Annotated in this window: 11 protein-coding genes and 1 riboswitch; of the genes, 8 read left to right on the top strand and 3 right to left on the bottom strand. The window is 73.2% G+C overall.

Annotation, left to right across the window (positions count from 1 at the left end; genetic code table 11):
- Positions 1–62: 62 nt before the first annotated feature.
- Positions 63–1,256, bottom strand: a complete 1,194-nt coding sequence (gene gcvT, locus ABIC29_RS05975) for a glycine cleavage system aminomethyltransferase GcvT (RefSeq protein WP_354243563.1) — start codon at positions 1,254–1,256, stop codon at positions 63–65.
- Positions 1,257–1,405: 149 nt separating this feature from the next.
- Positions 1,406–1,535, bottom strand: a riboswitch (glycine riboswitch).
- 335 nt (positions 1,536–1,870) lie between these two features.
- Between gcvT and ABIC29_RS05970 the strand changes: the two genes are divergently transcribed.
- From ABIC29_RS05970 to ABIC29_RS05940, 7 genes are all read left to right on the top strand, one after another.
- Positions 1,871–2,623, top strand: a complete 753-nt coding sequence (locus ABIC29_RS05970; protein WP_354243560.1) for an NUDIX hydrolase — start codon at positions 1,871–1,873, stop codon at positions 2,621–2,623.
- Positions 2,620–3,978, top strand: coding sequence for a quinolinate synthase NadA (nadA, locus tag ABIC29_RS05965; RefSeq protein WP_354243557.1), 1,359 nt, complete (start codon positions 2,620–2,622; stop codon positions 3,976–3,978). The genes ABIC29_RS05970 and nadA overlap by 4 nt, the downstream gene beginning before the upstream one ends.
- Positions 3,979–3,980: 2 nt before the next feature.
- Complete coding sequence (nadB, locus tag ABIC29_RS05960) at positions 3,981–5,636, top strand: L-aspartate oxidase (RefSeq protein WP_354243554.1); 1,656 nt, start codon at positions 3,981–3,983, stop codon at positions 5,634–5,636.
- Positions 5,633–6,541, top strand: a complete 909-nt coding sequence (gene nadC / locus ABIC29_RS05955) for a carboxylating nicotinate-nucleotide diphosphorylase (protein ID WP_354243552.1) — start codon at positions 5,633–5,635, stop codon at positions 6,539–6,541. The genes nadB and nadC overlap by 4 nt, the downstream gene beginning before the upstream one ends.
- A complete protein-coding gene (locus ABIC29_RS05950) occupies positions 6,538–7,683 on the top strand; it encodes a cysteine desulfurase family protein (RefSeq protein WP_116081282.1) in 1,146 nt (381 codons plus the stop codon). The genes nadC and ABIC29_RS05950 overlap by 4 nt, the downstream gene beginning before the upstream one ends.
- The gene (locus ABIC29_RS05945; RefSeq protein WP_116081281.1) at positions 7,680–7,871 is read left to right on the top strand and encodes a hypothetical protein; all 192 of its coding nucleotides are present in this window, start codon (positions 7,680–7,682) and stop codon (positions 7,869–7,871) included. Before ABIC29_RS05950 ends, ABIC29_RS05945 begins: the two co-directional genes overlap by 4 nt.
- Positions 7,872–8,035: 164 nt before the next feature.
- A complete protein-coding gene (locus tag ABIC29_RS05940) occupies positions 8,036–9,568 on the top strand; it encodes an MDR family MFS transporter (RefSeq protein ID WP_502915449.1) in 1,533 nt (510 codons plus the stop codon).
- Between the two features lie 101 nt (positions 9,569–9,669).
- On the opposite strand, the gene ABIC29_RS05935 is transcribed toward ABIC29_RS05940, so the two are convergent.
- Positions 9,670–11,484, bottom strand: coding sequence for a VWA domain-containing protein (locus ABIC29_RS05935; RefSeq protein WP_147309137.1), 1,815 nt, complete (start codon positions 11,482–11,484; stop codon positions 9,670–9,672).
- A 255-nt stretch (positions 11,485–11,739) separates the two neighbouring features.
- Between ABIC29_RS05935 and ABIC29_RS05930 the strand changes: the two genes are divergently transcribed.
- Positions 11,740–12,384 (top strand): phosphoribosyltransferase, encoded by a 645-nt coding sequence (locus ABIC29_RS05930; protein WP_354243548.1) that lies wholly within the window; start codon positions 11,740–11,742, stop codon positions 12,382–12,384.
- Positions 12,385–12,412: 28 nt separating this feature from the next.
- Here the strand turns inward: ABIC29_RS05930 and ABIC29_RS05925 are convergent, their stop codons facing one another.
- Entirely contained in the window at positions 12,413–13,369 is a 957-nt protein-coding gene (locus ABIC29_RS05925; RefSeq protein ID WP_354243545.1) for a putative protein N(5)-glutamine methyltransferase, read from the bottom strand.
- Between the last annotated feature and the right edge of the window lie 177 nt (positions 13,370–13,546).

Below are 13,546 nucleotides of genomic sequence, written 5' to 3'. Positions count from 1 at the left end.
TGGATGCCGTGGCGCGCCGTGCGCGGCCGGCCGTCAGGGCTCCGGCCCGGGCGGCTCGGGCGTCAGGACGTGCGCTTGTAGAAGGGCAGGGCGACGACGGTTGCCGCGATGCGCGTTCCGCGCACGTCGACGTGGAGGCCGCCCGCCTCGACGGCCGTCGGTGCGACGAACGCCATGGCCACGGGGTGGCCGAGGGTCGGCGAGAGGGCGCCGCTCGTGACGACGCCGACGAGCGCGGCATCCGCCCCGCCGCCGTCGTAGACCTCGTAGTCGGCGCGCGGCGCGCGGCGTCCCTCGGTCGTGAGCCCGACGAGCACGCGGGCGTCGTCGGCGGGGCCCTCGGCGGTCGCGGCGCGGCCGACGAACTCGCCCTCCTTGGCGTGCGCGACGACGCGGCCGAGGCCGGCCTGCACGGGCAGGATGTCGCGGCCGAGCTCGTGCCCGTAGAGCGGCATGCCCGCCTCGAGGCGGAGCGTGTCGCGGCTGGCGAGCCCGCAGAGCGTCACGCGCGGGCCTCCGGTCTCGACGAGGGCGGCCCACAGGGTCGGCGCGTGCTCGGGCGCGACGTAGAGCTCGAAGCCGTCTTCGCCCGTGTAGCCGGTGCGCGCGACGAGCACCGGCTGCCCCTCGAACGTGGCCGGGAACGCGCGGTAGTACTTCAGGGCCGCGATGCGCGCGTCGAAGTCCTCCTCGTCGTTGCCAGGGCCCTCGGCGCCGAAGCCCGGCGTCTCGAGCAGCACGGCGCGGGCGTCGGGGCCCTGCAGCGCGATGAGGGCGATGTCGTCGCTCTCATCGGACACGATCGTGTCGAACCCGGCCGCCCTCGTGCGCAGCTCGTCGGCGACGACCGCCGCGTTCGACGCGTTCGCGACCACCATGAAGCGGTCGTCCCCGGTGCGGTAGACGACGAGGTCGTCGATGATGCCGCCGTCGTCGGCGAGCAGCAGCGAGTACTTCGCCTGGCCGATCTCGATCGCCGAGAGCCGCCCGGCGAGGGCGTAGTCGAGGGCCGCCGCGGCATCCGGTCCGATGAGGACGATCTCGCCCATGTGCGACAGGTCGAACAGGCCGGAGGTGGTGCGCACGGCGTGGTGCTCGGCGAGGTCGCTCGAGTAGCGGACGGGCATCTGCCATCCGGCGAAGTCGGTGAAGCTCGCGCCCGCGGCGCGGTGCACGGCGTCGAGCGGGCTGCGGCGCTCGCGGGTCGCCTCGGCGGGCGCGGCTGCGGGGCTGGTGGTACCGGGATCCTGGGTCACGAGTTCTCCTGAATGGTGCGTTCGTCGCATCGAACGGCGAATGCCGCTTGAGAACTCCCCCTCTGTCATGAGCCTGAGAGTTTCACGCAGAAGCGCTTTCACCGTGGGCGGGGCGCCGCAGCATGCGGCATCCACTTTTCAGAGCGGCCGTGTTCATCGCGGTGTTGTACCTGAGAGATTGGCGGGGAGGCTTGCTCCTTCGGTGCCGGCCTGTGCGCTGCGCGGACCCGGTCTGACGACCTGTCTGCACGATGCTGCCGGCTCTCCCGCGATGCGTCGATGGCCCGGTATGAGATTGTGGGCCGATTCTAACAGCGCTCAGCGCCCCGTGCAGGGCGACGGGACGGGTGTCACGCGACGTCGCCCCGATTAGGTGAGAGCGACCGGATCGAGGATGCTTCAAGTGCCGCCCGACGGCGTGAGCCCTGCTCCGCATCGTGACGCGCATCGGGGGGTGCATCGGATGGGGGTCCGGTGCACCCCTCTCCCACGCTCCGCGACGGCCCGTTCCCACCGCTCCGCGACGGCCCGTGACCTCCTCGATTTCGGTTCGTGTCAGTTCGACTGTAAGATGATCGCGTACTTAGAGTCACGATGACACGAAGGAGGCGCGGATGTCCCGGACGATCGAACTCGCCGAAGCACGCCTCGCCGTGTCGACCGTGATCTTCGCGCGCGAACCCGGCGTCGCCCACGGCGAGCAGCCCGTGCACGCCGAGCAGCCGGCCGACCGGTCGCTGTGGATCCCCCTCGTGCGACGCCTGCGCGAGCCAGGCGAGGGCCGGTGGGCGCTGCCGGGCGGTTGGCTCGGCGCGGCCGAGAGCCTCGAGGGCGCGGCCGCGCGCACGCTCGAGGAGACCACCGGCGTCACGCCGCGCTACCTCGAGCAGCTCTACACGTTCGGCACCCCCGACCGCTCCCCCGACGAGCGCGTCGTCTCCGTCGTCTACTGGGCGCTCGTGCGCCCTGAAGAGACGAGCGGCGCCATCGAGGACCCGAACGTGCGCTGGTTCGACGCCGACGACCTGCCCGAACTCGCGTTCGACCACAACGAGATCGTCGCCTACGCGCTCGGGCGCCTGCGCACCAAGCTCGGCTACTCGCAGATCGCCCACGCGTTCCTCGAGGACTCGTTCACGCTCGCCGAACTCCGCGAGGTCTACGAGACCGTGCTGCGCCGCCCGCTCGACCCGGCGAACTTCCGCCGCACGGTCGAGGCGTCCGGCGCCCTCGTCGAGACCGGCGAGGTGCGCACCGGCACGCCGCACCGGCCGCCCAAGCTCTACCGCGCCGCCGATCCCGCCGAGGCGGGCATCCAAGGCGCGTTCCGCATCCCGATCGCCCCGCACCTGAGGAGACACCCATGACGATGGTCCAGCCCAGCGACGTCCGGCTCGCGGCATCCGTCGACCGTTCGATCCAGCTCATCCAGGCGGGGGCCGCATCTGGCAGCACCTGCTCCCCCGACCTCGCCAAGGGGCCGTGGGAGTTCGACGCGGGCCCCGTGGCATACGGCCCCGGCTCGTCGATGGGCGACGTCATCCCCACGGGGTCGCCCCGCCAGGGCGCGCTGCCCGAGTCGTACCGCACCGCGAGCGACGCCGAGCTGCACGACCGCGTGCGCGCCGCGAAGGCGACGCTCGGCGACCGCGTCGTCGTGCTCGGGCACTTCTACCAGCGCGACGAGGTCGTCGAGCACGCCGACTTCGTGGGCGACTCGTTCCAGCTCGCGAACGCGGCGCTCACGCGTCCGGATGCCGAGGCCATCGTCTTCTGCGGCGTGCACTTCATGGCCGAGACCGCCGACCTGCTCTCGACGCCCGAGCAGGCCGTGATCCTGCCGAACCTCGCCGCCGGCTGCTCGATGGCCGACATGGCCGACGAGGAGTCGGTCGAGGCGTGCTGGGCCGACCTCGAGGACGTCTACGGCGACCTCACGGCGACCGACGCCGACGGCCGCGTGCCGGTCATCCCGGTGACGTACATGAACTCCTCGGCAGCGCTGAAGGGCTTCGTCGGCCGCAACGGCGGCATCGTGTGCACCTCGTCGAACGCGAAGACGGTGCTCGAGTGGGCGTTCGAGCGCGGGCGGCGGGTGCTCTTCTTCCCCGACCAGCACCTCGGGCGCAACACCGCGAAGGCGCTCGGCGTTCCGCTCGAGCAGATGCCGATGTGGAACCCGCGCAAGCCGCTCGGCGGGTCGACCGAGGCCGAGCTCGACGACGCCCGCGTCATCCTCTGGCACGGCTTCTGCTCGGTGCACCGCCGCTTCACGGTCGACCAGATCGCGCAGGCGCGCATCGACCACCCGGGGGTGCAGGTCATCGTGCACCCCGAGTGCCCCATGCCGGTCGTCGACGCCGCGGATGCCGCGGGCTCCACGGACTTCATCGTGAAGGCCATCCAGGCCGCCCCCGCGGGCTCGACCTTCGCGATCGGCACCGAGATCAACCTCGTGCAGCGACTCGCGGCCGAGTACCCGCAGCATGAGATCTTCTGCCTCGATCCCGTGGTCTGCCCGTGCTCGACGATGTACCGCATCCACCCCGGCTACCTCGCCTGGGTGCTCGAGGAGCTCGTCGCCGGGCGCGTCGTGAACCGCATCACCGTCGCCGACGAGGTGGCCGAGCCCGCACGCCTCGCCCTCGAGCGGATGCTCGCGGCGAAGCCGCCCGCGACCACCCAGGCGAAGCCGCCCGTCGCGGTGCCCGCGGGGGCCTGACCATGGCGCGCGTGCTCGTCGTCGGCGGCGGCATCGGTGGGCTCTGGACCGCCGTGCGCGCGGCCGACGCCGGCCACGACGTCGAGCTCGTCACGAAGGCCGAGCTCGCCGACGGCAACACGCGCCACGCGCAGGGCGGCATCGCCGCGGCGCTGTTCCCAGACGACTCGGCGGAGCGGCACTTCGCCGACACGCTCGCCGCGGGCGCCGGCCTCTGCGACCCGGAGGCCGTTCGCGTGCTCTGCGACGAGGGCCCGGCGCGCGTGCGCGACCTGATCCGGTTCGGGGTCGCGTTCGACCACGGCGACTCCGGGCTCGAGCGCGGCCTCGAGGCGGCGCACTCGCGGGCCCGCATCCTGCACGCCGGCGGCGACGCCACGGGCGCCGCGATCGAGCACGCACTCGTCGCCACCGTGCGACGCCGGGCGGTGCGCATCCACGAGCAGACGATGCTCGTCGACCTGCTCACGGAGTCGCGGCGCGACCCCGATGCCGCGCCGCATGCCGCCGCCGAGCCCGACGCCGGGCGCGTCGTCGGCGCGCGCCTGCTCTCGGCATCCGGCGCCCTCGTCGACGTGCACGCCGATGCCGTCGTGCTCGCGACCGGCGGCGCGGGCCGGCTCTTCCGACACACCACGAACCCCGACGTGGCGACCGGAGACGGCGTCGCCGCGGCCTGGCGCGCGGGCGCCGAGGTGGCCGACCTCGAGTTCGTGCAGTTCCACCCGACCGCGCTCGCCGCGCCGGGCACGCCGCTCATCTCCGAGGCGGTGCGCGGCGAGGGCGCGGTCCTGCGCGATCACGACGGGCATCGCTTCATGACGGAGGTCGCCCAGCAGGCCGAACTCGCCCCGCGCGACGTGGTGGCACGCGCCGTCTGGCGCCGCAGCCTCGAGCAGCACGGCGAGCCGGTGCTGCTCGACGCGACCGCGCTCGGCCGGGAGTTCCTCGACCGGCGCTTCCCGGGGCTCACGACGGCCTGCCGCGAGGCCGGCTTCGACTGGGCCGCCGAACCCGTGCCCGTCACGCCGGCCGCGCACTACGCCATGGGCGGCATCGTGACCGACCTCGACGGGCGTTCGAGCCTGACCGGGCTCTACGCCGTCGGCGAGACCGCCCGCACCGGCGTGCACGGCGCGAACCGGCTCGCCTCGAACTCGCTGCTCGAGGCCGCCGTCTTCGCCGACAGGGCGGCCCGCGCGATCGACGCCGACGCCCGCGCGTCCGCGATCGCACCCGCACCGGCGCCGTTCGACGGAGGGATGATCCGACACCCCCGCGATTCCGCCGCCGCCGAGGGCGATCCTCATCGTGGCCCCGCCGAGACCGACGGGCGGGCCCCCGTCGACCGCGCCGCACTGCAGGCGCTCATGTGGGAGCACGTCGGACTCGAGCGCTCGGCAGCGGGGCTCGCCGCGGCATCCGACGTCCTCGAGGCATGGCGGGCGCCGGAGGTGCACGACCGCCGCACCGCCGAGGATCGCAACCTCCTCGACCTCGCGCGCCTCACGGTCGCCGCCGCGAGCGCCCGCACCGAGAGCCGCGGCGCGCATTTCAGGTCGGATGCCGCGGCCGACGCGGCATCGGCCTCCCCCGCCGTGACGCGCCACCTGCACGAGCTCGCGCGATTCGACCCCGAAGCCGAGGAGGCAGCATGAGCACCGACCGCCGCGAGATCGACCGCATCGTCACCGCAGCGCTCGACGAGGACGCGCCGTGGGGCGACCTCACGAGCGAGACCCTGATCCCGGCGGGTGCCACGGCCACGGCCGCGCTCGTCGCGCGCGAGCCCGGCGTGCTGAGCGGCATCGAGGTGTTCGCCGCCGCGTTCCGCATCGTCGACCCGGCGATCGAGGTCGAGCGGCTCGCCGCCGACGGAGACCGGTTCGCCGCAGGCGACGTGCTCGCCCGCGTGCACGGGCCCGCCCGCGGCATCCTCACCGCCGAGCGCGTCGCCCTCAACCTGAGCCAGCGCATGTCGGGCGTCGCGACCCTCACCGCCCGGTACGTCGCGGCCGTGGCCGGCACCGGCGCACGCATCGTCGACACCCGCAAGACCACGCCCGGCCTGCGCAGCCTCGAGCGGCAGGCGGTGCGCGACGGCGGCGGGCGCAACCACCGGCGCTCGCTCTCCGACGCGATCATGGCCAAGGACAACCACCTCGCCGTGCTCACGGCCGGGGGCGTCGACCTGGCGACCGCCCTGCGAGCGGCACGCGACCGGATGCCGCACACGGCCCACCTCGAGGTCGAGATCGACCGCCTCGACCAGCTCGACGACGTGCTCGCCGGCGGCGCCGACACGATCATGCTCGACAACTTCGAGCCGGCCGACCTGCGCGAGGGCGTGCGGCGCATCGACGGGCGCGCGATCGTCGAGGCCTCCGGCGGCGTGAACCTCGACACGGTCGCGGTGATCGCCGCGACGGGCGTCGACGTCGTCTCGGTCGGCGCGCTCACGCACTCGGCGCGCGCGCTCGACCTCGGGCTCGACATCGACATCTCGCTCGGCGACGCGGGCGGCTCGGCCGGCGCGGCCGGCGCGGGCGGCTCGCGACCGTGATCTACCTCGACCACGCCGCGACGACCCCGGTGCGCCGCGAGGCCATCGAGGCGATGTGGCCGTACCTGACGGGCGCGTTCGGCAACCCGTCGAGCCGCCACGAACTCGGCGACGAGGCGGCCCGGGCGCTCGCGTGGGCACGCGCAGAGGTCGCGGCGGTCGTCGGATGCCGGCCGGGCGAGGTCGTGTTCACGAGCGGCGGCACCGAGGCCGACAACCTCGCGATCAAGGGCATCGCGCTCGCGCGACCCCGCGGACGCCACCTCGTGATCTCGCCGATCGAGCACGAGGCCGTGCTCGAATCCGCCGCCTACCTGGCGAGACACCATGGCTTCACGGTGGCCGAGGTCGCCGTCGACGCTGGCGGGGTGGTGCACCCGGACGCCCTCGCCGAGGCGATCACGCCCGACACCGCGCTCGTGTCGGTGCAGCTCGTGAACAACGAGATCGGCACGATCCAGCCGGTGGCCCAGCTCGCCGCGATCGCACACGACGCGGGCGCACGCATGCACACCGACGCCGTGCAGGCGGCTGGTCACCTCGACCTGCATCTCGACGACCTCGGCGTCGATGCCCTCTCGCTGGCCGGTCACAAGGTCGGAGCACCGAAGGGCACCGGCGTGCTCGTCGCCCGCGGTCGCGTCGCCCTCGAACCCGTGCTGCACGGCGGTGGCCAGGAGCGCGGCCGCCGGTCGGGCACCGAGAACGTCGCCGGCGCGGTCGCCTTCGCCACGGCGCTGCGGCTCGCCGAGACGGAGCGAGCGGATGCGGCGGTGCAGGCCGCCCGACAGGGACTGGAGCTCCGCCGGCGGATCCTCGCGGGCGTCGATGGCGCGCGACTCACCGGCGACGCCGAGCGGCGCCTGCCCGGAACGGTGTCGTTCGTCTTCCCGGGCACGAGCGGCGAGGCCGTGCTGCTCGAGCTCGACCGGATCGGCGTGACGTGCTCGAGCGGATCGGCGTGCGCCGCCGGCAGCAGCGACCCCTCCCACGTGCTCACGGCCATCGGCATCCCCGCCGACCTCGCGCAGACCGCCGTGCGCTTCACGCTCGGTCCGACGACGACCGACGAGGAGATCGCGGATGCCGCGGCCGCCGTCGGCACCGCCGTGTCGGCGGTGCGGGCTATCGTGGGTTCATGATCGACGCGAACGTTCCCGAGAACGAGTCAGAGCAGAACGAGTCAGAGCAGAACGAGCAGCCCGAGCCGGCGAAGTACAGCCCCGAGGTCGAAGCGCGCCTCAGGTCCGAGCTCGCTCCCGAGGAGTCGATGTTCAAGGACTGGCTGCCGCAGCCGACCCCGATCGACGGGCCGGCACCCGCCCCCTGAGCACCGCCACGTGCTGATCCATGCGTTGCGATGCTTCGCACTGATCGGGAATAGCACGGCGCTCCGCTCGGGTTGTCACTGTGGTCGGTGACTTCCGTCACAGCCGACGACCCTTCTTGCGCGACGCCGCGCGACATCCTCTTTCTGCCGATTGGATCCGCTCCGTGACTGAACGCGCCCTTCCAGACGTCTCCTCAGACCTCGACTCCGGCCCGATCGCCTCGACGGCCGCCGGGTCCGAGCACGAGCACCACCACACCGACGACGAGGCCCTGCACGGCGCACGCAACTCGCGCGTGATCTGGCTGCTGCTCGCGGCCGCCTTCGTCGTGATCCTCAACGAGACGATCATGGGCGTGGCCATCCCCCACCTCGTCGTCGACCTCGGCATCACGATCTCGGCCGCGCAGTGGCTGACGACCGCGTTCATGCTCACCATGGCGGTCGTGATCCCGATCACCGGCTTCCTGCTGCAGCGCTTCTCGACGCGAGCGGTCTTCATCGCCGCCATGGGGCTGTTCTCGACCGGCACGCTCATCTCGGCGCTCGCGCCGGGGTTCGAGATGCTCCTCGGCGGCCGCGTCGTGCAGGCCACCGGCACGGCGATCATGATGCCGCTGCTCATGACCACGCTGATGACGCTCGTCGCCCCGTCGGACCGCGGCCGGTTCATGGGCCGGGTCTCGACCGTGATCTCGGTGGCCCCGGCCATCGGGCCGACGCTGTCGGGTCTGATCCTCAGCTTCCTCTCGTGGCGCTTCATGTTCTGGCTCGTGCTGCCGATCGCCGTCGGCATGCTCATCATCGGCATCCGGCGCGTCGAGAACGTCAACACGCCGAAGCGCGTGCCGCTCGACGTGCTCTCGGTCGTGCTGTCGGCGATCGGATTCGGCGGGCTCGTGTTCGGCCTCAGCCTCATCGGCGGCGAGGCGGCCGGCACCGCGACGGCCGCGCAGATGTGGATCTCGCTCGGCGCCGGCGCACTCGGCATCCTCGCGTTCGTGCTGCGCCAGCTGCAGCTGCAGCGCCGCGACCGCGCACTCCTCGATCTGCGTCCCTTCACGTCGGGCAACTTCGCCGTCTCGATCGCCCTCATGGCCGTCATGATGGCCGCGCTGTTCGGCACGATCATCCTGCTGCCGATCTACCTCCAGAACGTGCTGCACCTCGAGCCGATCATGACCGGGCTCCTCCTGCTGCCCGGCGGACTCGTGATGGGTCTGCTCGGCCCGACCGTCGGCCGCCTCTACGACCGGTTCGGCCCGCGGCCGCTGCTCGTGCCCGGCAGCATCCTCGTGAGCGGCGTGCTCTGGTCGCTGACGCTCGTCTCCGAGCAGACGTCGCCGTGGCTGCTCCTGGCCGCGCACATCGCGCTGTCCGCCGGACTCGCGTTCATGTTCACGCCGCTCTTCACCACGGCCCTCGGCTCGGTCGAACCCCGCTTCTACGCGCACGGATCCGCGATCGTCGGCACCGTGCAGCAGGTCGGCGGGGCCGCGGGCACGGCGCTGTTCATCACCGTCATGGCCGCGGGCAGCGCCGCGGCGGCGTCCACCGCTCCGTCGGCCGAGGCCGCCCAGGCCGCCGGAATCCACACCGCGTTCCTCGTCGGCGCCATCCTGTCGCTGTTCGCGATCGTCGGCAGCATCTTCGTGCGCCGTCCGGCCGACACCGACGCCGACTTCGTCGCGCACTGAGCGCCGCGAGCATCCGCGCGGCGCGACAGCGCCGGTGAAACACGGAACGGGCCGGAGCGCAGTGCGCTCCGGCCCGTTCCGTGTGTCGGCGAGACCGCCGATCAGCCGCAGTCGGGGCGGCAGCTGCGCTGCGAGAGCGCGTCGACCAGCACGGTGCCGAGGTCTTCGGGCTTGGACGCCGAGTAGGCGCCGCCCTTCGTGACCTTCGCGATCTTCTGCATGGCGTCGAGGTCGGTGTCGGGCCCGAACCCGATGAGGATGACCGGCACCGGCTGCGTGCCCTCCTCGCCCTTGGCCAGCTCCGCGAGCAGGCCGTCGAGGTCGATGCCGTTCTCGTCCTCGTTCCTGCCGTCGGTGATGAGCAGCACGGCGTTGACCTTCTCGGGGTCGTAGCCCTCGCGGACCCGGCCGACCGCCGCCAGCACGCTGTCGTAGAGTCCGGTCGCCCCGCCGAGGCGGCTCGGGAGCGACTGGATGATGCCGCCGATCTGCTGGGTGTGCGCGGCATCGCCGAGCGGCGCGATGGGCGCGAGCTCCTCGTAGTCGAGGTCGCCGTTGCGCAGCGTCGAGAACGCCCACACGCCGAGGTCGACCTCGCCCGAGAACTTCGAGACGGCGTTCATCGCCGCCTGCTGGAAGATGTCGATGCGGCGAAGGCCGTTGTCGGCGGGCTCCTCCATCGACCCCGACACGTCGATGACGGCGAGGTACCGTGCGCGCAGCGAGAGCACGCCCCACGTGCGCAGCAGCGTGAGCGCCGTCGCCGCGTCGACGGGCACGACCTCGGCGGCGGGGCCCTCCGGCGCGATGCCGAGCGTGTCGATCTTGCCGGCTCCGAGGGCCGTGCGGAACCCGGCCGCAGTGAGGCGGTCGTAGGCGGCCGTCGCGGCCTTCTCGAACGTGGCGAGCAGTCGCCCTCGTTCCGACAGTTCGCGTGCGACATCGGAGGCCGCGGTGTCGGACGTGCGTGCCGCCAGGGAGACCGTCTGCACCCGCGGCGTCGACCCCTCGGAGGCGGACGGCTCGGCGGACGTGCCGGCTGCCTCGCCCTCGGCGGCGAGCGCAGCCTCGTCGGCGGCGTCGCCGATGCGGACGAGCGGGTAGTCGAGCATGAGCGTGCCGTCGGTCGGGTATCCGGCGGTGAGCGTCTCGCTCGGGTCGTCGCCGTTGTACTCGGCGACCTGCGCCTCGCTCGTGAGCACGACGCTCGGCTGCGCTGCCGTCGCGAGCGCGCCGAACGCGGCGCTCGTCGACGCGGGAATCGACTTGCCGAGCGAGATCATCGCCGCTGCGAGCGGACGCGGGTCGTCGGCGGGCGCGTGGGCACCGAGCCCGACGAGGCTCGTGAGGCTCGCCGCCGACGCCTCGGGGTCTGGGAGGATCGCCGGCAGCGAGCCGTCGAGCACCCGTGACCAGGTCAGCGGTTCGCTCGCGATCTCGGTCGCATCGGAAGCCGCCGTGGCGAACACGACGGGCGAGACCGCGATGGTCTGGCCGACGCGGGCGTTCGGCGTCGCCCGGCCGAGCGACGCGGCCGTGGCAGCGGCCCGGTCGACCCACACCGAGGACTGGGGCACCCAGGCGTCGACGTCGAGTCCGCCCGAGGCGAGCACGGCCGAGGTGTCGGCCGACTCCTGCGAGGTGACCTCGGTGCTGACGCAGCCGTCGTTGGCGGCGTCGAAGTCGGCCGCGATGTCGGACAGCACCGGCGCGATCGTCGTATCGGCGACGATGTGCAGTTCTTCGACGCTCTCGCATTCGGATCCGGCTGCGGCCTGCGACGGATCGAGGTGCCCCCCGATCCAGAGGTACACGCCGGACGCCACGACGCCGATGACGACGACTGCGGCGATGACGGACAGGTAGAGACCGCGTCTCGACGTCTTCGTCGATGCGGTGACGCTGTGACGCCCCACGGACACTCCAAGCCCGACGGTTGCAAGGGCACCGTCGCATCCTTCGATTCGGGTTCCCCCCGGGTAAAGGGGATGGATTTCGTTCAGTGTAGGTTACGCACCGCCTGAGACGAAAAATACTCGTCTTCCACGGGTTCGGAATCGACGTCGGCACCGCGCGACGGCGTTCGCGCCCCCCGCACCGGAAGGACCCGCAGACGGAACGCGCGCTTGACGCCCGCGCATCGCGGGGGTAGGCCGGACGGCAGGTGCACCATGACGCAACGAGTGTTCGAGGACCGACGCGACGCTGGCCGCCGACTCGCGAGCCTGCTGCGCGAGCACGGCCCGTGGTCGCATCCCGTCGTGCTCGGGATCCCCCGCGGCGGGGTGCCGGTCGCGGCCCCCGTCGCCGACGCGCTCGCGCTCGACGTGCTCGTCGTGCGCAAGCTCGGCCTGCCCCGCCACGAGGAGGTCGCCATGGGGGCGATCGGCGAGCAGGGCGCACGGGTGCTGAACGAGGACGTGCTGCGGCATGGCGGCGTCGACGAGCGCACGCTCGGGGCCGTCGAGCGTCGGGAGCGCGCGGAGCTCGAGTCGCGGGTCCGACGGTTCCGCGGCGATGCTCCCCCGGTCGACCTGGCCGGGCGGACGGCGATCATCGTCGACGACGGCGTCGCCACGGGCGCGACGGCCAGGGTGGCGTGCCTGGTCGCACGGCAGCGCGGCGCGGCATCCGTCGTGCTCGCCGTTCCGGTCGCCTCGCCCGACGCCGCCGTCGACCTGGTGGCGTCGCCGGCGATCGACGAGCTCGTGTGCCTCGCCACGCCGTCCGCGTTCATGGCGGTCGGGCAGTACTACCTCGAGTTCACGCAGACGACGGATGCCGAGGTGCAGGCGCTGCTCGCGTCGAGCCGCTGAGCAGGCCGGCGCCGACGCGGACCGCGGGTCACCCCGCCAGCGTGCCGACGACGACGGTGCCGCCTCGCTCGTCGTGGTCGTCGTGCTCGTCGTGGGCGTCGGCCCATCCGCCGTCGCGGCCCTGGTCTTCCGCCGCGCCGTGGGCGCCGGGGTCGTCGTCGCGCACGATCTCGGCCGAGAGCCCGGCCGCCTCGACGAGGGCCGCGGTGACGGGCGCCTGCCGTCGGCTCGTCTCGATGAGGAGCCGCCCGCCGGGCGCGAGCCAGTCGGCAGCGGATGCCGCGACCCGCCGATGCACGTCGAGCCCGTCGTCTCCGCCGTCGAGCGCGACGAGCGCCTCGTGGTCCCTGGCCTCCGGCGGCATCATCGCGATCTCGCCGGTGGGCACGTAGGGGGCGTTCACGGCGAGCACGTCGACGCGCCCGCGCAGGTCGGCGGGGAGCGGCGCGTAGAGGTCGCCCTCGACGACGCGCGCGCCGCGGGGCTCGAGGTTGCGCCGGGCGGCGCGCACGGCCGCCGGATCGAGGTCGGCGGCGACGAGCTCGATCGGCCGCGTGGCATCCGCGATCACGGCGCCGATCGCGCCGGCGCCGCAGCAGAGGTCGACGACGACGGGCACCCGACCGGATGCCGCGACCGCCGACGTGAACGTCGAGGCCCGCTCGGCGAGCAACTCGGTGCGCCGCCTCGGCACGAACACCCCTGGCTCGAGCAGGATCCGGATGCCGCCGAACTCGGCCCAGCCGAGCACCTGCTCCAGCGGATCGCCGGCCACGCGGCGTGCGACCATGCGCTCGAGCTCGGCCGCGGCATCCGCTTCGACCGACGCCCACGATGACGACGCCGACACCGACGCGCGATCCGCGCCCGTGCGCCCGAACCGCTCGACGACGGCCGCCTCGAGCAGGGCCGCCTCGTCCTCGGCGAACACGCAGCCGGCGGCGCGCAGGCGCGCGACGAGCGCGGGATCCGGGGCTGCGGGCATTCCCGAATGCTAGCCCGCCGACGACCGCGCATGACGCGCGGGTGGTGCGCCGCGCCCGCATGACCTAGAGTCGTCGGCATGACCACGTCGACCTGCAGCTGGTGGCTCGCCTCCTAGGCGGACTCCACGTTTCGACGTACGACGACCGCCCGAGGGCGGTCGTTTCGCATCTGCGGA

Origin of the sequence: Agromyces sp. PvR057, assembly GCF_040547485.1 — a bacterium.
GTDB lineage: Bacteria > Actinomycetota > Actinomycetes > Actinomycetales > Microbacteriaceae > Agromyces.
This window is presented reverse-complemented; position numbering and strand designations above follow the sequence as displayed.

Excerpts from the sequence above, each read along its gene's own strand:
- nadB (WP_354243554.1), top strand. The coding sequence starts at position 3,981 with ATGGCGCGCGTGCTCGTCGTCGGCGGCGGCATCGGTGGGCTCTGGACC.
- ABIC29_RS05945 (WP_116081281.1), top strand. The coding sequence starts at position 7,680 with ATGATCGACGCGAACGTTCCCGAGAACGAGTCAGAGCAGAACGAGTCA.
- nadA (WP_354243557.1), top strand. The coding sequence starts at position 2,620 with ATGACGATGGTCCAGCCCAGCGACGTCCGGCTCGCGGCATCCGTCGAC.
- nadC (WP_354243552.1), top strand. The coding sequence starts at position 5,633 with ATGAGCACCGACCGCCGCGAGATCGACCGCATCGTCACCGCAGCGCTC.
- ABIC29_RS05925 (WP_354243545.1), bottom strand. The coding sequence starts at position 13,369 with ATGCCCGCAGCCCCGGATCCCGCGCTCGTCGCGCGCCTGCGCGCCGCC.
- ABIC29_RS05970 (WP_354243560.1), top strand. The coding sequence starts at position 1,871 with ATGTCCCGGACGATCGAACTCGCCGAAGCACGCCTCGCCGTGTCGACC.
- ABIC29_RS05930 (WP_354243548.1), top strand. The coding sequence starts at position 11,740 with ATGACGCAACGAGTGTTCGAGGACCGACGCGACGCTGGCCGCCGACTC.